Raw genomic sequence first — 15,024 nt, forward strand, 5'->3', positions numbered from 1 at the left:
GGGATGCAGCCTATTCGCCGATTTTAGCAGCTTCAAACCACTCCTATTCCGTGACCAAGCGGCTTTTCCGACCAAATAGCGGGTACAAATCGCACTTATTCCCGTGCCTCCCCCCGCTTGAAGCAGGGTGGCGAGGCTCAACTAATCGCAAAATGACTTGGGACAGCCTCTTCCCCATTCGACACGGAACATATCTTCGTTCAGAAGCTCTCTTATCTTCGGTATGTGTCTTTGGTCACCGTATTCGGCTCCGGCGAGTCTACGCCGATGACATTCGCGATCTTGAGCGAGTCGTCGGCAGGCAGTCCGAGTCGGGAACGGAACGCCGTCAACGCCGTCTTCACATCCTCCTCGGTCGGCACGATATACGGACTGTCCCATCGTCCTTCCAAAGGAACAAATTCCAGCCGATCTGGCTTCAACTTGCCATATTGCAAAATCCATTCGCGCAGCAGCGACACCGGAATGTCGGTTTTGACGCTCTCCCCGGCAATATCCAGCACGCTTCCCCACTGCGCGATCCCGTTAAAGGAAGTCAGCTTGTCAAGCAATTGGCCGAGCACCTGGTGCTGCCGCTCGTTGCGGGCGAGATCGGACGATTCGGCGGTACCCTGATTCGATTTGCGGTAGCGGACAAAATCGAGCGTTTCCTTGCCGTCCAGAATTTGCCGGCCTTTCTTCAGATTAATATCGGTTCCGTCCTCCGTGTCCACATACCTCATATCCATATCCACATCGATATTCAGACCGCCCAGCGTGTCTACCAGCTTGCGGAAGCCGTCGAAGTGGATGACCGCCATGTAATCGATCGGGATGTTAAACAACTCGCTGAAAAACTGCTTCGTATTCGGAATGGCGGCTTCCTTGTCTTTGTTATAGTGATAAGCATAGTAGTAGTTCGCTTTCTGCGAAGAGATCTGCTTCGGCTTCAGCCGCATATCTCTCGGCAGGGAAACGACCGTCGCGTCCTTCGTCTCCGGGTTTAGCGCAACAAGCATAAGCGCGTCGGTATTCATCGATCCGCCGCCGCCCTCCCGGTTATCCACTCCCGCTAGCAGGAATGAGATCGGTTTCATCGGTTGTCCGGTGGTTTCGCCGCCTGCAGGCTGCCCCGGTTTGGCAGGCTGGGCGGCCGCCATCCGGTTTAGCGCCGTATCGGCTTTGTTGTACAGATAGCCGGTGTACACAGCGACGCCGCCTACAAGGACTCCTAGTACGGATACGGTGGCGATTACTATTTTTTTGCGTAATCTGTTTGGTTGTTTCTCACCCATGATGTTCCTCCGTAATGGCAAACGACTGGTTTCGACAGCAGTTGTCGGAATTTGAGCTCCATAGTTGTAGACGACCGACAAGGTCATCGGGTTTAATCGAGATAGTAAACGAGATTCCAGCCTCGTTGCAGATGCCGATTTGAACAGACGGCAGATCCATGGTATAATAACAGGACTTTTATGGAAGTGTGTGGTGGTTTTCTTGTTGATGAGGCCTATAACCGAACATCCATATATGTATCCAAACCCTTGACCGCAACCGGTCAAGGGTTTTTGTTTCCTACGGGAAAAATTGATGCAGGGGGTAACAAATTGTGACCGAGGGGAACAACAAGGCGTCCATGCTCGCCGTATGGATCAGCCTGGTCAGCAATATCGCATTAACGGTCATGAAGCTGCTGGTCGGCTTTTTGTTCGGCTCTCCCGTACTGATCGCCGATGGCGTCCATAACGCGGGAGACGTTATCGCTACGGCTGCAGCCTTAAGCTCCATGCGCATCTCCAAGCTGCCCGCCGACGACGATCATCCGTATGGCCACGGCAAAGCCGAAGTGCTCGGCTCCGGAATCGTCGCCATTATACTCGGGCTTGCCGCCATCTATATCGGGTATCATGCGGTACTCGCCTTCTTTCACGAACCGACCGAGTCAAGCTGGATCGCGCTGATTGCAGCCGCGATCTCCCTGATCTGGAAGCAGCTTCTCTACGTATACACGATGAAGCTGGGCCGTCAAACGAACAGTAAAGGGCTGATCGCCACAGCGTACGATCATCTGGCTGATGTGTACGCTTCGATTGCCGCCGTCATCGGGATCGCACTCGCCCTGATCGGAGACCGCTACGATATCCCGCTGCTAGCCTACGGTGATCCGGCCGCCGGTATCATTGTCTCGATACTCGTCTTGAAGCTCGCCGTGCATATGGCCCAGGAAGCGATCGATATTTTGATGGAAAAAACAGTGAGCCAGGAGCAGCTTGCCGAATACACCGAGCTCGTGCGGAGCGTCCCGCAAGTGATGCGCATCGACCGGCTCCGGGCGCGGGAGCACGGCCATTACATTCTGGTCGATGTGCGCGTCAGCATACCGGCGGAGCTAAGCATCCAGGAAGGCCACGACATCTCCCGCTCGATCAAAAAAGCGATCATGGACCGCTGTCAGGACGTCGACGAAGTGCTCATCCATCTGAATCCCTGGTATCCGGTCGGCTAACCGTTCATACTGCCGATCCCGAAGGCATCGCGCTGGCCGGCATCCCCCCCGCCTGGATCATCAGAGCCGGATACTGATACGCCTGCGGGTCCCGCTCGCACAGCCGGGTCCACGCATCGACGCATGCCGGATCGAAGTGAGTCCCTTTCTGATCGTTCAGAAAGGCGATCGCTTCCAGATGAGACCGGGCTTGCCGGTAAGAACGGTTGGAAGTCAGCGCGTCGTACACATCGGCCACGGCGACGATTCGGGCCAGCAGCGGGATGCGTTCCCCGACCAGCCTATCCGGATATCCGCTGCCATCCCACCGCTCGTGATGATGCCGGATGATGTCCAGCTCCTCTTTCATAAAGCCGAGACCGCGGCACATCTCGTAACCTTTGGCCGGATGCTGTTCGATGGCCGCCCGTTCCTCTGCGCTCAGCCTGCCGGGTTTGTTCAGGATCGCATCGGGAACGTAAATCTTGCCCACGTCATGAACGATGGCGCCTTGGGCCAGCGCGCGCAGCTGCTCCGGTTCGAGCTGCAATTCCTCCGCCAGGCGGAGCGCATACATCGTCACCCGGAAATTGTGGCCGGCCGTGTACGGGTCTTTCGTCTCTGTCGCCACGATAAGCGCTTTCACGCTGGGACTGATGCTGTTCGTGATCCGCTCGATCGGATCGTTGGTGAACAAAGCTTTGACCGCATCGACGATCGATTTCTTGGACGCATACTGAAGAAAAAGACCTATGAGCATTACGATCATCGAACCCAGCAGCAAATAATGGTACAACCACCAGCTAAGCATCCACACTTGCCCGGACACCATAATCATCTGAGCGGCGAACAGCCACCCCGTACTGTATATAATCGACGCCTGGAGCGGAAACCGCGAATAACGATAAGACTGGTAATACCGGTACATCGTCACCAAATTCAGAGCAAGCGTGCCGATCGTCACAATCGCCTTGAGCGGGTTGCGGTTCCAAGGCACCACGGAGACGATATCCGGAAACAAGATTCCGGCCAGAGCGAATACGCCGAGGGCGACCGTCCAGACCGGCACGAGCCAGTCCTTATATTGCGAGAGACGGACTACGAGCGGGTTATCGGAAGACAGCGAGGACAGCCACAGCCAGATCGAAGCGAGCAATACGCTCAGCTGGGCGGCGACGGCGGGAAGCACCGTGGAATGCATCACAAAACCGGGTGTGGAGAAACCGTGTAGAGCGAACATCTCGGCGAGGGAAATAAAAGCGAGCGCCAAAAAGCTGACTTCGATATTGCGAAGCCGGCTGCCGGCGATTCCTACCAGAACGGCGATTACAACGGACAGGAGCGCGACGACGCTGACGATGTAAAAATGTCCGTGTGGGCTTTTCAATTCAACGTCCAACTGCGACCACGATTTCATAAACTCGAACACGAGCAGAGGCAAAACGATTGCAAGCAAAGGACCGACAAAGCCATGGAATCGCATACCGGGATTTCTCCTTCTTCACTGTCGAATCATCTGCAACTATTTTACCATAAAATTCTTAAAATCTGATAAAAGCGGCGGGCAAATCGGCAAAAAATCGCTCGACGAAGCAGCTCAGTCAAGCCGTTATTCCGGCTGGGCGAAAACAGCCCAAAAAGGCCGCTTTTCGGGTAGAAAAGCAGCCGGTCGTATCATGCCGCGACATTGCCCTGCAAGGCGGCTAATCCGCCAGATTCACAAGTGCACGGCCCAACATCCCGCCGCGCAAAATCGTCTCCAAATAGACGGGCAGCTCGTCCAATCCGATCTCGCCCGCCACAAGCGGCTCATAGCCGCCGGGCGGCTTCCACTCCCGCGCCAGCCGGCCCCAGATCCGGGTCCGCAGCTCATGCGGACAGTGGACGGAGTCGATGCCGAGCAGGCTGATGCCGCGGAGAATGAACGGATACACGGTAGCCGGGACATCGGCTCCCCCGGTCAGGCCGCTGACGGCAACCGCACCTCCGTAGCGCACCGCGGCCAGCAGCCCGGCCAGCGTCGCCCCGCCGACAGGGTCGACCGCGCCGGCCCAGCGCTCCTGCTGCAGCGGCTTGCCGGCAACGCCCGCGAGCTCCTCGCGGCCGAGCACGTCGGCTGCGCCGAGGCCGCGCAAATAACCGGCCGCGTCCGGCTTGCCCGTGCCTGCGGCAACCTCGTAGCCGAGGGCCGCCAGCAGCAGGACGGCGGCGCTGCCTACTCCGCCGGTCGCGCCGGTCACGGCCACGGGGCCGCCCTCGCCGGGCCGCACGCCGTGCTCCCGCAGCCGCTCGATCGACAGCGCCGCCGTAAATCCGGCCGTGCCGAGAATCATCGCCTCGCGCGCGCTCAGCCCCTCCGGCAGCGGCACAAGCCAGTCGCCCGGCACGCGGGCCAGCTCGCTGTAGCCGCCGAAGTGCGAGACGCCGAGGCCGTAGCCGGTCGCAAGGACAAGGTCGCCCTCCAGAAAGCGGGGGTCTGCGGAGCCTACGACCGTGCCGGACAGATCGATCCCGGGAATGAACGGATACCGGCTGACGATTCTGCCGTCTGTCTGAACGGCCAAGCCGTCTTTGTAGTTCACCGACGAATACGAGACCCGGACCGTCACCTCTCCGGGAGGCAGTTCGTCCTCCGTGATCGTCCGGACGCGGGACACGCACCGTCCCTCTTCCTTTTCTACATAAAGCGCGCGAAACATGGTCATCGTCCTGTCCTCCGCTTTATTATTGCTGAACTGCCGCCTCTTACGGCTGCTGCAGCTTGCTTCTTGCCGCCTCCACGAGAGCGTCGAAAAAATCGTCGTCCTCCTCCAGAAGCGCCTCGGCGGCTTCAATCTCCTTCTCGATGCCGGAGTCGCGGGCGAAGTTCAGACTGTAGCTCCACTCTTTTCCTTTGGTGCTGTGCAGCGTCACTTCATAATTGGTCCGGTGCCCTTCAATAGTAAATAACACTTTGCCCACAAATCCGTGTTCTTTCGTATGCGACATATCCGCATCAGTAATGTCCCACTTCATAGCTATCCCTCCGATTCAAGCCATCTTCTCATCGTGAAAAAGAAACGAGGATTCCCGGAAAGCGCGGAACGCTGGCCTGGAACCCTCATTATATCATGCTGCTCCGTAGTTCCGGAACGATCGTCGGCGGTACGTTCACAAGACGCGGAAGAACGCTCAACGAAGACGTTCCCCGTTTCCCGGTCGATGCCGTATGCTACGGTCCCGGAAGAAACCAGCAACCCGTATGATCAGGATGGGGAGGGGTGACGCACGATCTGGTTCCACCGCCAAAACAAACGGATACTGAAGACGAACAGACCTACAAAAGCGATAAAGTAAACGATCCCTCCGAGCTGGCCGTATAATTTGAACCACGGTCCCGCCAGGCTTCCTCCGAACAGTCCGGCCATGCAGACGGCCAGCGACAGCCACCAGCCGATCACGTCGCCTCTTCCCGGCACGACGCTCTCTTCCTCTTGAAGCGGCTGACGGGGGTGGCGCTTCCGCTTTTTGCGGGTTTTCCAGAGCGAACACAAACTCACGACCGCGAGAAAACAAAAATGGACGAACACCGTGATAGGCACTGCCGCGTAGTTGCCGAACCGATACACTTCCATGACGCTTCGGAACGATACCAGGGTCAGCAGCAAAATCATCCAGCCGCTCATCATATTGATTCCCCGCAGCTTGCCGGTATTCAGCATCGACGACAGCCCCGCCATAAAGCTGAAATACAGCACAATGATTTTCATCAGAAACGCCGGCATCCAGAATCCGATCAGTACGACATCGAGCCGGTCCAGGAAGTCGGTGATATTGATTTCCTGCATCATCGTATAGGCCGGGTACATCGCCCGTCCCGTAATCGTATGCCCCAGTATGGCCGTACACAGAAGCATCATGACCGTCAGTACAAACGCCGAGGTGACGATTCCGAGCCTAAGCGATTCATAGTATTGCCGGCTGCTCCGGATGTAATTGAGGAACGCCCCGAAGATGAAAATATCGCCCGCCCATCCGGTGCTGAGCACGCCTCCTTTGAGTATGACCCCGGACCCTTGCGACAGGATGGGCAGCAGATTGGACAGATCCGTCTCGTTGACCAGCAGGAGCGGCAATATGACGATGCTGATCATAAAAATCGGGAAAAACAAGTTGACCGAACGCGCAAACTCCTCCAAATTGCCTGTAGCGTAATACATCAGCACCAGCATCGCGGACAAGTAAATGAACTCCGTCGGCGTCCTCTGCAAAACCGCCGTACCGACGAAATCCCCGAACATCCGCAGGTCCCGGATAATCAGATGCAGGATGTACCACATCACGAGAATATTCAACAGCTTGCCGGCCCATTTGCCGCAGACACTCTCGCTGATCTCGAACATATTTTTGCCCGGATGCGCCGCCGACAGCTTGTACAGCAAAAACGCGATACAGATCGCGTACAGCATCGAAAATATAAAATTGAACCAGGCGTCCGGTCCTGCCACCTCGGACAACGTCTTGTACAGACTGATCATCCCGCCGTTAATATAGAGAATGCTGCATAACATGAACAGCTGGTACCCGCTTATCCGCTCCGTATTCAACTTTGTCCCCCCTTCACGAACTGTTCGACATAAGGTGTAATATATTTCGTAATCGTCCGGGTAGGCAGCGGCCAGTCCAGCCCAAGCCAATATAATGCGAGCATGCCCAGACTCAGGACGGTGAACGCTCCGTACAGCCAACGTTCCGCAACATGCATGGAACGCAGCGGCTTCCATTCCGCTGCGACGGTCCCGGCAATTCCGAGCAGGATCAAAAGCTTAAACAAAGAATCATTCATGCGGATGCTCCTTCAGTCCGATGTTCTTGGAGAACATCCCGGTCCTGTTAATCACGATATGAACCTTCACCTCATACTGGGCGCCTTCCAGAGCAGCCGGCCATCTGGAGCTCCATTCGCGCTTCCAGAGAGTCGGATAAGCCCGGTTCAACAGGAGACCGAAGCCGGGAATATCGACCTGCCTCTCCCGGGCGAGCCGCTCCACCGTCCTGATTTCTCCGGCGATCTTGCTTTCAAGCCGCTGCTCCAGCAGCTCCACCGCATTTTTGTGCTCGTATTCCTTGTTGTCCAGCGCTTCCAGAATCGTGCCTTCTCCCGCCGCCTCAATCCGATAATGGAGAATGCCGTCCGACAGGTACGGCTTGATCGTGCACTTTCCTCTGCGGATCGTGACGCTTACGGGCCCTTGATCCGTTTCCACAGTCTCGAGATACGGCTTGAACGTGCTGCGGCTCAGCCAGCGGATGCCTACGGCCTCGTCTTCCCTGGCGACCCCGATCATTTTCCCTTGGCGCGCATAGGCATATCCGCCAATCTGGATTTCCTCGTTCGGTTTGGAACTGCCTTTGCTCTTAACCACCTCGACGTAGGGAAGGATGGCATCCTTGCCCTGCACGTTCAACTGGTGGGCCACATCCTTCACTTGGATCTTGATGACTCCGTCGGATTTCAGCAGCTCCCGTAACGCTTCGGCGGGAAACCGCTCCAGCTTGGGCGCAGCGTTCAGCATCTCATAGGCGTTGCCTTTCGTTACGGCCATGAAGCTCGTCAGACGGTTTTCCGCAAGCCGCGCCGTAATGTCCAGCGCATCGGGAAGGTTCTCTTTCGCCAGCTCTTCTCCAATCAGCAGCACCTTCCGGTGTCCGTAAAATAAACGGCGCGCCATTCGCGCTTGCATCCGCTCGCTTGCCTCTCGTATCGTGCGGCCGGTGTCGGAGTCGATCGTATACGGACGGTCGCCGCCGCTTCCGCCTCCGCCGCCTGTCGCTCCGCCCATGTTGCCTACGAGCGGAATCATGACGCTTACCCGATAGCCTTCCTTATCTTTATCGATAGCGGCGGCCATCACAATCGCAATATCGTTCACTTCGGTCCGGTCCCAGCAGCCGGTCGCCAGCAGCAAAACAAGGAACAACGCGGCTATCCGGACTCGCGGACGGCGCGGCATTCGCTTCTTCATTTCCGATCCGGCTCCCCTTCCTTGGCCTTGCCGTGATGTGGAGCCTGGTCTTCATTCGTCATCTCCGGCTCTTTACCCATAATCCCGATATTGCGGCTGTCGGACTCGTTAGCCTTGCCCAGCCGGTTGAAATTCCGGACGTCAAGCGACATCGGCCGGCGCTTCATCATCCACCAGGGCACGCGGATGAACGTATCCTTCATGTCCGAGAATGTCAGCGGGCTGACCGGGGCCAGATAAGGGACTCCGAACGATCGTAGCCGCGCCAGATGCCCGATAATGATCATCCCCCCGATTACGATGCCATAAAGGCCGAACACCGCAGCAAGCAGCATTAGCGGAAACCGCAGCAGCCTGACCGAGATCGCGGCGTTGAACTTCGGGATCGCGAACGAAGCGATCCCTGTGATCGATACGACTATGACGAGCGGCGCCGATACGATGCCGGCTTCTACGGCCGCTTGACCGACTACGAGCGCCCCCAGAATACTGACGGCTTGGCCGACCGCCTTCGGCAGCCGGACGCCCGCTTCCCGGAGCGCTTCGAACGACAGCTCCATGATCAGCGCCTCGACCACCGCCGGGAACGGGATCGCTTCGCGGGCCGCCGCCACACTGAGCAGCAGCGTCGTCGGCAGCATCTCCTGGTGGAACGTCGTTACAGCGATATACAGGGCGGGCGTCGTCAGCGCAATGAACATGAACAAGCTGCGGACCGACCGGAGAAACGACGAAATCTGAAACCGCTCATAGTAATCTTCGTTCGCCTGTAAAAACGACCAGATCGTCACCGGCACGATGAGCGCGAAAGGCGTGCCGTCCGTCAGGATGACGACGCGGCCTTCCAGCAGCGCTCCGGACGCCGTATCCGGACGTTCCGTGTACATAATCTGGGGAAATGGCGAATAGCCGTGATCCTGAATCATTTCCTCCAAATAACCGGATTCGAGCACCCCGTCCATATCGATCGCTTCGATCCGCCGGACGACCTCCTTAACCAGCTCGGGGTCGGCCAAGCCGTCAATGTAAGAGACGACGATATCGGTATTCGTCTCCTTGCCGACGATCAGCGGCTTCATTTTCAGTCTCGGCGATTTGATCTTGCGCCTCAACAACGTCGTATTCGTCCGCAGCAGCTCCGTGAACCCTTCGCGGGGACCGCGTACGGTCGACTCCGTCTCCGGCTCGGTCACGCTGCGGTGCTCCGCCCCGCGGAGACCCATAATCAGAGCTCTGCCACTGCCGTCCACGATCAGTCCGACATCGCCGCTTAGCACACGCTGCATGCAGTCGCCGAAATTATCCGACTCGGAGATTTGCGACACCGGCAGCGTCCGGTTCAGCACTTCGTCCAGCTCCGTCCGGTCGCCCTTGCGGATCATCAGACTGCCGATCACCCGGTCGACAAGCTCTGTGTTGGACATGCCGTCCACATAAAAGATAAGAGTCTTAACTCCGTTCTCCATCTGGAATTCCCGGATGACAAAATCCGAACATTCGGCCATCATCTTGTGCAGCCGGTCCGCGTTGTCCTCTACGCCTTCGCTAAGCCGCACTTTTTTCAAATTCTCGATGTACAGCTCGTCTTGAAGAGGCTCTCCGGACGAAGAGCCGCGCTTATTTTTCCGGCCCATGTTATTCCTCTCCTTCCCGGAAACATCACCCGCATCCTTGCTTCGGTTCTACTTACTTTTCCATGTTTTGCGCAAAGTTATTACACCTTTTCCAGTATCCCCCGCCGTCCCGTTTATCCGGACACGCCAAAAACGCCGGAACCGGCAATCCGCATACACAGGCAAAGCCTGACTTGTACGGGACTGCGAGGTTCCGGCGCTAACGGGCCGTGCGCGGGCTGCCGGTCTGTGACGGAAGCCGGCAGCTACTCGCGGCAAGTTCGTCCTGCGGGCTTACTCTGGCATCCTACCGTTCGGAATTCGCCTGCTCGCTGTTACGCAAGGCGCTGAGCTCCTGCTTCTCTTGGGCCAGCATCTCCTCGGCCAGCTCGACCGGAGCCTGATTCAGGCTTAAACCGGCCTGGTCGATCGCGCGCTCGGCTTTGGCGATCGCATTTTCCGCTTGCGAGATGGTCTGCTCATTCGGATGCGACTGCGCCTGGGACACGGCGTTATGTACCGTTTCTACCGAGTTTTGCGCCTGCGAGATCGGATTTTGCGATTGCAGGCTCGTATCGTATCTGGTTTTGCTCATGCAAGTCTCCTCCGGTTCGGGTTGAAATCAGTTGCTTCTTACGCGGGTTTACGTCCTTACTATGACGAGTCTGGGCCGGTTTTATACCCAAAATGGGAATCCCGCACTACATCCGCAAGCAGGAAAAAACACCCTCTTCGTCAAATTGATGTAATCAGGTGGGAGGGATCGCATTGCTGCGCATTTTCATCAGCTCGACTATACGCGACTTGCATTTCGTCCGGGCTAGCCTGGCCGGACAAATCGAATCGACGCTCGGCCACAAGGCCGTAGCCTCGGAATCGATCGAATTTAATTTCACCGGGTCCGGCAATATTATAGAGAGCTGTCTCGAAGAAATCGACAAATCGGACGTTTACGTTCTTGTCATCGGGGAGCGCTACGGAAGCATCGTATCCGAGTGGGGCATCAGCATTACGCATGCGGAATACCGGCATGCCCTCGCGGCGCGCAAGCCCGTGCTCGTTATCGTGATGAATCGGATCTGGATCTTGTATCAGGACGACTCCCCTTCGCTAGAGCCGCAGCTGAAGCAGTTTATCGACGAAGTGTCGAGCCATTTTGCCCGCAACGTCAAGCCGTTCGACAATGCCGATGACGCTTTCGGCTATATTCGGGCCCAATTGTCGATTTTACTCAAAAATTATGTGCGTACCGGACTGAATCCGCTCGACGTTCATGATATAATGAGGACAAGCAAGGTTTATGAGAGCGCTAACCGGTTCTTCGTGTCGCTGATGGAGAACAGCCAGCACGCCTCTCCCGATTATGCGAGAGTGCTGTCGGTCTTCATCCAGGAGCTGCAGACCGGAGAAATCCGCAACCATCTGGTGCAGATCCAGCTCAGTCAGGTGACCGGGGCGACGCTGTACAAGCTGTCGGCCGATGGCGAACGTCTGGTCAAGCTGGGCAGCGCAGGCAATGTGGGCGGCAAGGAATCGTTCGGGGTAGGCGATACGACGAGTTATGTGTGCCAGACGTATATAAGCGGAAAAACGGAATTATTTGAAGTTGAGAAACTCGGGTTTCGTGAATATATTATTTGCATACCCATTTCGAAGCATTACATCGTCACTTTGCACTGCTTCCTGGAGAAGCAAAGCCGGAGCGCTTTCAACTCCCGGATGGTGCTTGACGAGGTTACTCATAAAAACCAGGTGCTGCTCGGCATCCTGGCACTATTTCTGGAAAGGGTGTGAGTACGATGACAAAACGGCCGAACGGTACGGAGAAGGCGGTCCGCGCCAAGAAAAGGATCGAAGAAGAACGGGAAGCGGTATATACGAGCGGGCCTTCCGTGTTGAAGGGCGACATCGTGTTCAAGAAATTGGCGTCCGTGCCCACCTCGTTCCTGCATCCCCGCGATGCGTTCGCTAAGATGAAAGCTTGAGCGGCACACGCGGGACGCTCCTGCACCTTCGCCCCGGATCGGGGTGAAGGTTTTTTTCTTTTTTTCGTTTGGGGCCGGGTCGTCATCGGTTCAGTTTCCAGGAGAGGAGTCGGTCCGTGCATAAGTCATGTTACAGTAGGCGGATCATAGGGTAAATGGAAGAACTTATTCAGAGTAGCGGAGGTTGGGGGCTATGGACAAAACGGAGGCAGCATTCATGAAGGAGGCGTTGTCGCTGGCGTGCGGCAATGCGCAAGGAGAGCGGGGAGGACCGTTCGGGGCCGTCGTCGTCAAGGACGGGCGGATCATCGGCCGCGGAGCCAACGAGGTGACTTCGGCGAACGATCCGACGGCCCATGCCGAGGTGCAGGCGATCCGGGACGCGTGCCGCAGCCTGGGCGATTTCCGGCTAACCGGCTGCGACGTGTATACGAGCTGCGAGCCGTGTCCGATGTGCCTCGGCGCCCTGTACTGGGCGAGGGTGCGCGCCGTCTACTACGCCCTGGACCGGGCCGATGCGGCCGCAGCCGGATTCGACGACAGCCTGATCTACGAGGAGATCGCCAAGCCGCTCGAAGAGCGCCGGCTTCCAATGATCCGGCTGGAGCCCGACCCGTCGGCGGCGAATCCGTTCGAGCTGTGGTGCCAGTCGACGATTAAGACGGAGTACTGAGCAGGCAGGGCGGCTGGGGGCGCGGCTCGCGCAAACGGCATGCGCTTGCCGCTCTCCGGCCCGCGGCCGGTCGGCAGGCTGCCACCTGCGGAACCGTGTCAGCGAGAAACCCTCTCGCGTGGCGGCCAAGGAGGGCCCACCCGGAGCTTGGCCGAGCAGTGTGGGGCAGAGCTACAACTAGCGATCATTAGAGTCTTTAGAGTCTTTAGAGACTCTTATTGTCCATCCGCTCGCTGGTTTGGAGTAAATAAGAGATGTTTGGAGCCGCTATATTGAGGCAATTATGCAATATCCGATCTTTCGCCGATAATAAAAGCTCCAAACATCCTCTATTTTGCTGGACCGGCCGGTTTTTCACGAAATAGCGGTCTCAAAAACCTCTTATAGGCGTGCCATATAAGGAGACTGACTGCACATGGACGCGATGCGGGTCTTCGCATCGCTCCGCACGATCGGCTTTAATCCCACCGGTCCAGGCTACAATATGTACTATGTGTTAACGTGGTACGCGTTGTGTGTGTTGAGCGTGTATTCTGTGTTTTGTGTTTTGTGTTTTGTGCTCTGTGTTCTGTGTTCTGTGTTCTGTGTTCTGTGTTCTGTGTTCTGTGTTCTGTGTTCTGTGTTCTGTGTTCTGTGTTCTGTGTTCTGTGTTCTGCGCTCTGTGTTCTGTGTTCTGCGCTCTGTGCCCTACGCTCATAACAATAACCGACTACACTTGACCAAGCGCCGAAAGCCTATAGCCACAGCCTACTCCCCAAACAAGTCCAGCTGGACGGGAGGCGTTGGAAGCTCCGGGTAGTCCAGTCTCAGCAGTTGCGCCAGCTCCAGCGCGTTCGACGCTGCGTCCCCGCCGGAGTTGTTGTTGAATAGCACGCATATCTCCTTGGTTCCCTCCTGCAACAAACGCAGACGCTCCACCCACTCCGCAAGCTCCTCCCGGTTATAACGGTACAAATAGCGCACATCCCGCCAATTCGGCTCGCCGCTGCTGTGCCAGCCCTCCGTATTGCGCCCGTGAAACCGGACGACCGTCAGCTCCGGATGCGTAGGTACAAGCACGATCGGCACCGAGCCGATTCCCGCCTGAGGTTCGTCGCAGATGCTGTGCGCCCAACTCTCCCGTTCCATGAACGCAAGCGTACGCTCTCGCATCTCCGGCTCAAACCAGGTGCGGTTGCGGAATTCGAGCGCAAGCGGCACGTCGCCCATTCGCTGCTTGGCTTGGCGCAGCGTCTCGACATGCTTCCGCGTGCAATCGAACCAGGGCGGATACTGGAACAGCACCGCCTTCAGCTTCCCCGCTTCCCGCAAAGGTCGGATAGAAGCCAGAAAAGCGGCGAACAGAGACTCCTCCGAATCGTGCGGCGGCTTGCCTCGCTGATGCCCGGTCATCCCCTGATACGCCTTCACGATAAATCCGAAATGCACAGGCGTCTCCTGCGCCCATTTCTCATAATTGCGCTCCGGCTGGATGGCGTAAAACGAACTGTCCACCTCGACGATCGGAAACGTCTTCCCGTACACGCGCAGTTTGTCAGGCGTCGCCGTACCGTTCCGATACAACGCTTCGTGATCGCCCCAACCGGTAAGTCCGATTCGAATCATAACCTTCTCCTTGACTCCTTAAACCGGCGCCCCCCTCTCGCTCGAAGCTCCGGACGAGTATACAAGCTGTCGCTTCTATTGTACCACAAGGACAGCAAGATTTTTTTGGGCAGACCCGGTTTCAAAGGGCAGGGATCGGTTTAAAGAGGAAGTAAGAGGGCATGTGCAAGGACGCCCCGGCGCTTGCCCGCATGCGATCCGACAAGGCGCCGAGGTCAGCTGGAGCACGCTCTCCGCCCAATCAGGCGTGCAGGAGGCACGCAGGGACGACCGTAATCGTTAGCCGGCGAAACTTCAGTACCGACAAATTTTTTGAAGGTGGTGCAGGAGCATGGGATGGATGATTATGATTGTAGCGGCCCTATTGGTGATCGGATTGTTTGCCGTCCGCAGCACGGGATGGAAGACAGTGCTCGCCTCCAGCGGAGGCAATGCTGACGAGCTGGAGACAAAATGCGCTTATTTGAAATCGAACAACGTCAAATGCCGGATTCAGTCCGAAGTCGCCGAGCAAGCTGGGATTACCGCGCAGCACAACCTGAACGGGGGGAATTACTCGACCGTTAAGCTGTACGTTCACAAAAAGGACGTAGAACGGGCTAACATTCTGCTGGAGCAGTTCGAACGGGACGCGCGGGCTATGCAGTGGTAACAACCGACACAGCTAACTAACCCTATA

At 57.0% G+C, this 15,024-nt stretch carries 15 protein-coding genes; 5 read left to right on the top strand and 10 right to left on the bottom strand.

What is annotated here, in order from left to right:
• Positions 1 to 212: 212 nt before the first annotated feature.
• The gene (locus IDH45_RS00675) at positions 213 to 1,274 is read right to left on the bottom strand and encodes an LCP family protein (RefSeq protein ID WP_190923689.1); all 1,062 of its coding nucleotides are present in this window, start codon (positions 1,272 to 1,274) and stop codon (positions 213 to 215) included.
• Positions 1,275 to 1,588: 314 nt separating this feature from the next.
• Between IDH45_RS00675 and IDH45_RS00680 the strand changes: the two genes are divergently transcribed.
• Positions 1,589 to 2,485, top strand: a complete 897-nt coding sequence (locus IDH45_RS00680; protein ID WP_317891116.1) for a cation diffusion facilitator family transporter — start codon at positions 1,589 to 1,591, stop codon at positions 2,483 to 2,485.
• Between the two features lie 4 nt (positions 2,486 to 2,489).
• Here IDH45_RS00680 and IDH45_RS00685 read toward each other — a convergent pair whose 3' ends face one another.
• From IDH45_RS00685 to IDH45_RS00720, 8 genes are all read right to left on the bottom strand, one after another.
• Positions 2,490 to 3,947 (bottom strand): HD-GYP domain-containing protein, encoded by a 1,458-nt coding sequence (locus IDH45_RS00685; RefSeq protein ID WP_190923691.1) that lies wholly within the window; start codon positions 3,945 to 3,947, stop codon positions 2,490 to 2,492.
• A 220-nt stretch (positions 3,948 to 4,167) separates the two neighbouring features.
• On the bottom strand, positions 4,168 to 5,169 hold the full coding sequence (locus IDH45_RS00690; protein WP_190923693.1) for an acrylyl-CoA reductase family protein: 1,002 nt from the start codon (positions 5,167 to 5,169) through the stop codon (positions 4,168 to 4,170).
• A 40-nt stretch (positions 5,170 to 5,209) separates the two neighbouring features.
• Positions 5,210 to 5,479 (bottom strand): hypothetical protein, encoded by a 270-nt coding sequence (locus tag IDH45_RS00695; RefSeq protein ID WP_190923694.1) that lies wholly within the window; start codon positions 5,477 to 5,479, stop codon positions 5,210 to 5,212.
• Positions 5,480 to 5,709: 230 nt separating this feature from the next.
• Complete coding sequence (locus IDH45_RS00700; RefSeq protein ID WP_190923696.1) at positions 5,710 to 7,050, bottom strand: GerAB/ArcD/ProY family transporter; 1,341 nt, start codon at positions 7,048 to 7,050, stop codon at positions 5,710 to 5,712.
• A complete protein-coding gene (locus IDH45_RS00705) occupies positions 7,047 to 7,289 on the bottom strand; it encodes a hypothetical protein (protein WP_190923698.1) in 243 nt (80 codons plus the stop codon). The genes IDH45_RS00700 and IDH45_RS00705 overlap by 4 nt, the downstream gene beginning before the upstream one ends.
• The gene (locus IDH45_RS00710) at positions 7,282 to 8,469 is read right to left on the bottom strand and encodes a Ger(x)C family spore germination protein (protein ID WP_190923699.1); all 1,188 of its coding nucleotides are present in this window, start codon (positions 8,467 to 8,469) and stop codon (positions 7,282 to 7,284) included. The genes IDH45_RS00705 and IDH45_RS00710 overlap by 8 nt, the downstream gene beginning before the upstream one ends.
• Positions 8,466 to 10,103 (bottom strand): spore germination protein, encoded by a 1,638-nt coding sequence (locus IDH45_RS00715; RefSeq protein ID WP_190923702.1) that lies wholly within the window; start codon positions 10,101 to 10,103, stop codon positions 8,466 to 8,468. Before IDH45_RS00715 ends, IDH45_RS00710 begins: the two co-directional genes overlap by 4 nt.
• 286 nt (positions 10,104 to 10,389) lie before the next feature.
• Positions 10,390 to 10,677: a hypothetical protein gene (locus tag IDH45_RS00720; RefSeq protein ID WP_190923704.1), complete on the bottom strand. Its 288-nt coding sequence runs from the start codon at positions 10,675 to 10,677 to the stop codon at positions 10,390 to 10,392.
• 173 nt (positions 10,678 to 10,850) lie between these two features.
• Between IDH45_RS00720 and IDH45_RS00725 the strand changes: the two genes are divergently transcribed.
• The 3 genes from IDH45_RS00725 (at position 10,851) to IDH45_RS00735 (ending at position 12,740) form a co-directional block, all read left to right on the top strand.
• Positions 10,851 to 11,876 (top strand): DUF4062 domain-containing protein, encoded by a 1,026-nt coding sequence (locus IDH45_RS00725; protein ID WP_190923706.1) that lies wholly within the window; start codon positions 10,851 to 10,853, stop codon positions 11,874 to 11,876.
• 5 nt (positions 11,877 to 11,881) lie between these two features.
• Entirely contained in the window at positions 11,882 to 12,067 is a 186-nt protein-coding gene (locus tag IDH45_RS00730) for a hypothetical protein (protein WP_190923708.1), read from the top strand.
• A 193-nt stretch (positions 12,068 to 12,260) separates the two neighbouring features.
• Positions 12,261 to 12,740 (top strand): nucleoside deaminase, encoded by a 480-nt coding sequence (locus IDH45_RS00735; protein ID WP_190923710.1) that lies wholly within the window; start codon positions 12,261 to 12,263, stop codon positions 12,738 to 12,740.
• 747 nt (positions 12,741 to 13,487) lie between these two features.
• Here the strand turns inward: IDH45_RS00735 and IDH45_RS00740 are convergent.
• On the bottom strand, positions 13,488 to 14,345 hold the full coding sequence (locus IDH45_RS00740) for a DUF72 domain-containing protein (protein ID WP_190923712.1): 858 nt from the start codon (positions 14,343 to 14,345) through the stop codon (positions 13,488 to 13,490).
• Positions 14,346 to 14,676: 331 nt separating this feature from the next.
• On the opposite strand from IDH45_RS00740, the gene IDH45_RS00745 reads away from it, so the two are divergent.
• On the top strand, positions 14,677 to 14,997 hold the full coding sequence (locus tag IDH45_RS00745; RefSeq protein WP_190923713.1) for a hypothetical protein: 321 nt from the start codon (positions 14,677 to 14,679) through the stop codon (positions 14,995 to 14,997).
• The last annotated feature ends 27 nt before the right edge of the window (positions 14,998 to 15,024 follow it).

The sequence above is a fragment of the Paenibacillus oceani genome (assembly GCF_014705615.1).
Taxonomy (GTDB): Bacteria; Bacillota; Bacilli; order Paenibacillales; family NBRC-103111; genus Paenibacillus_AB; species Paenibacillus_AB oceani.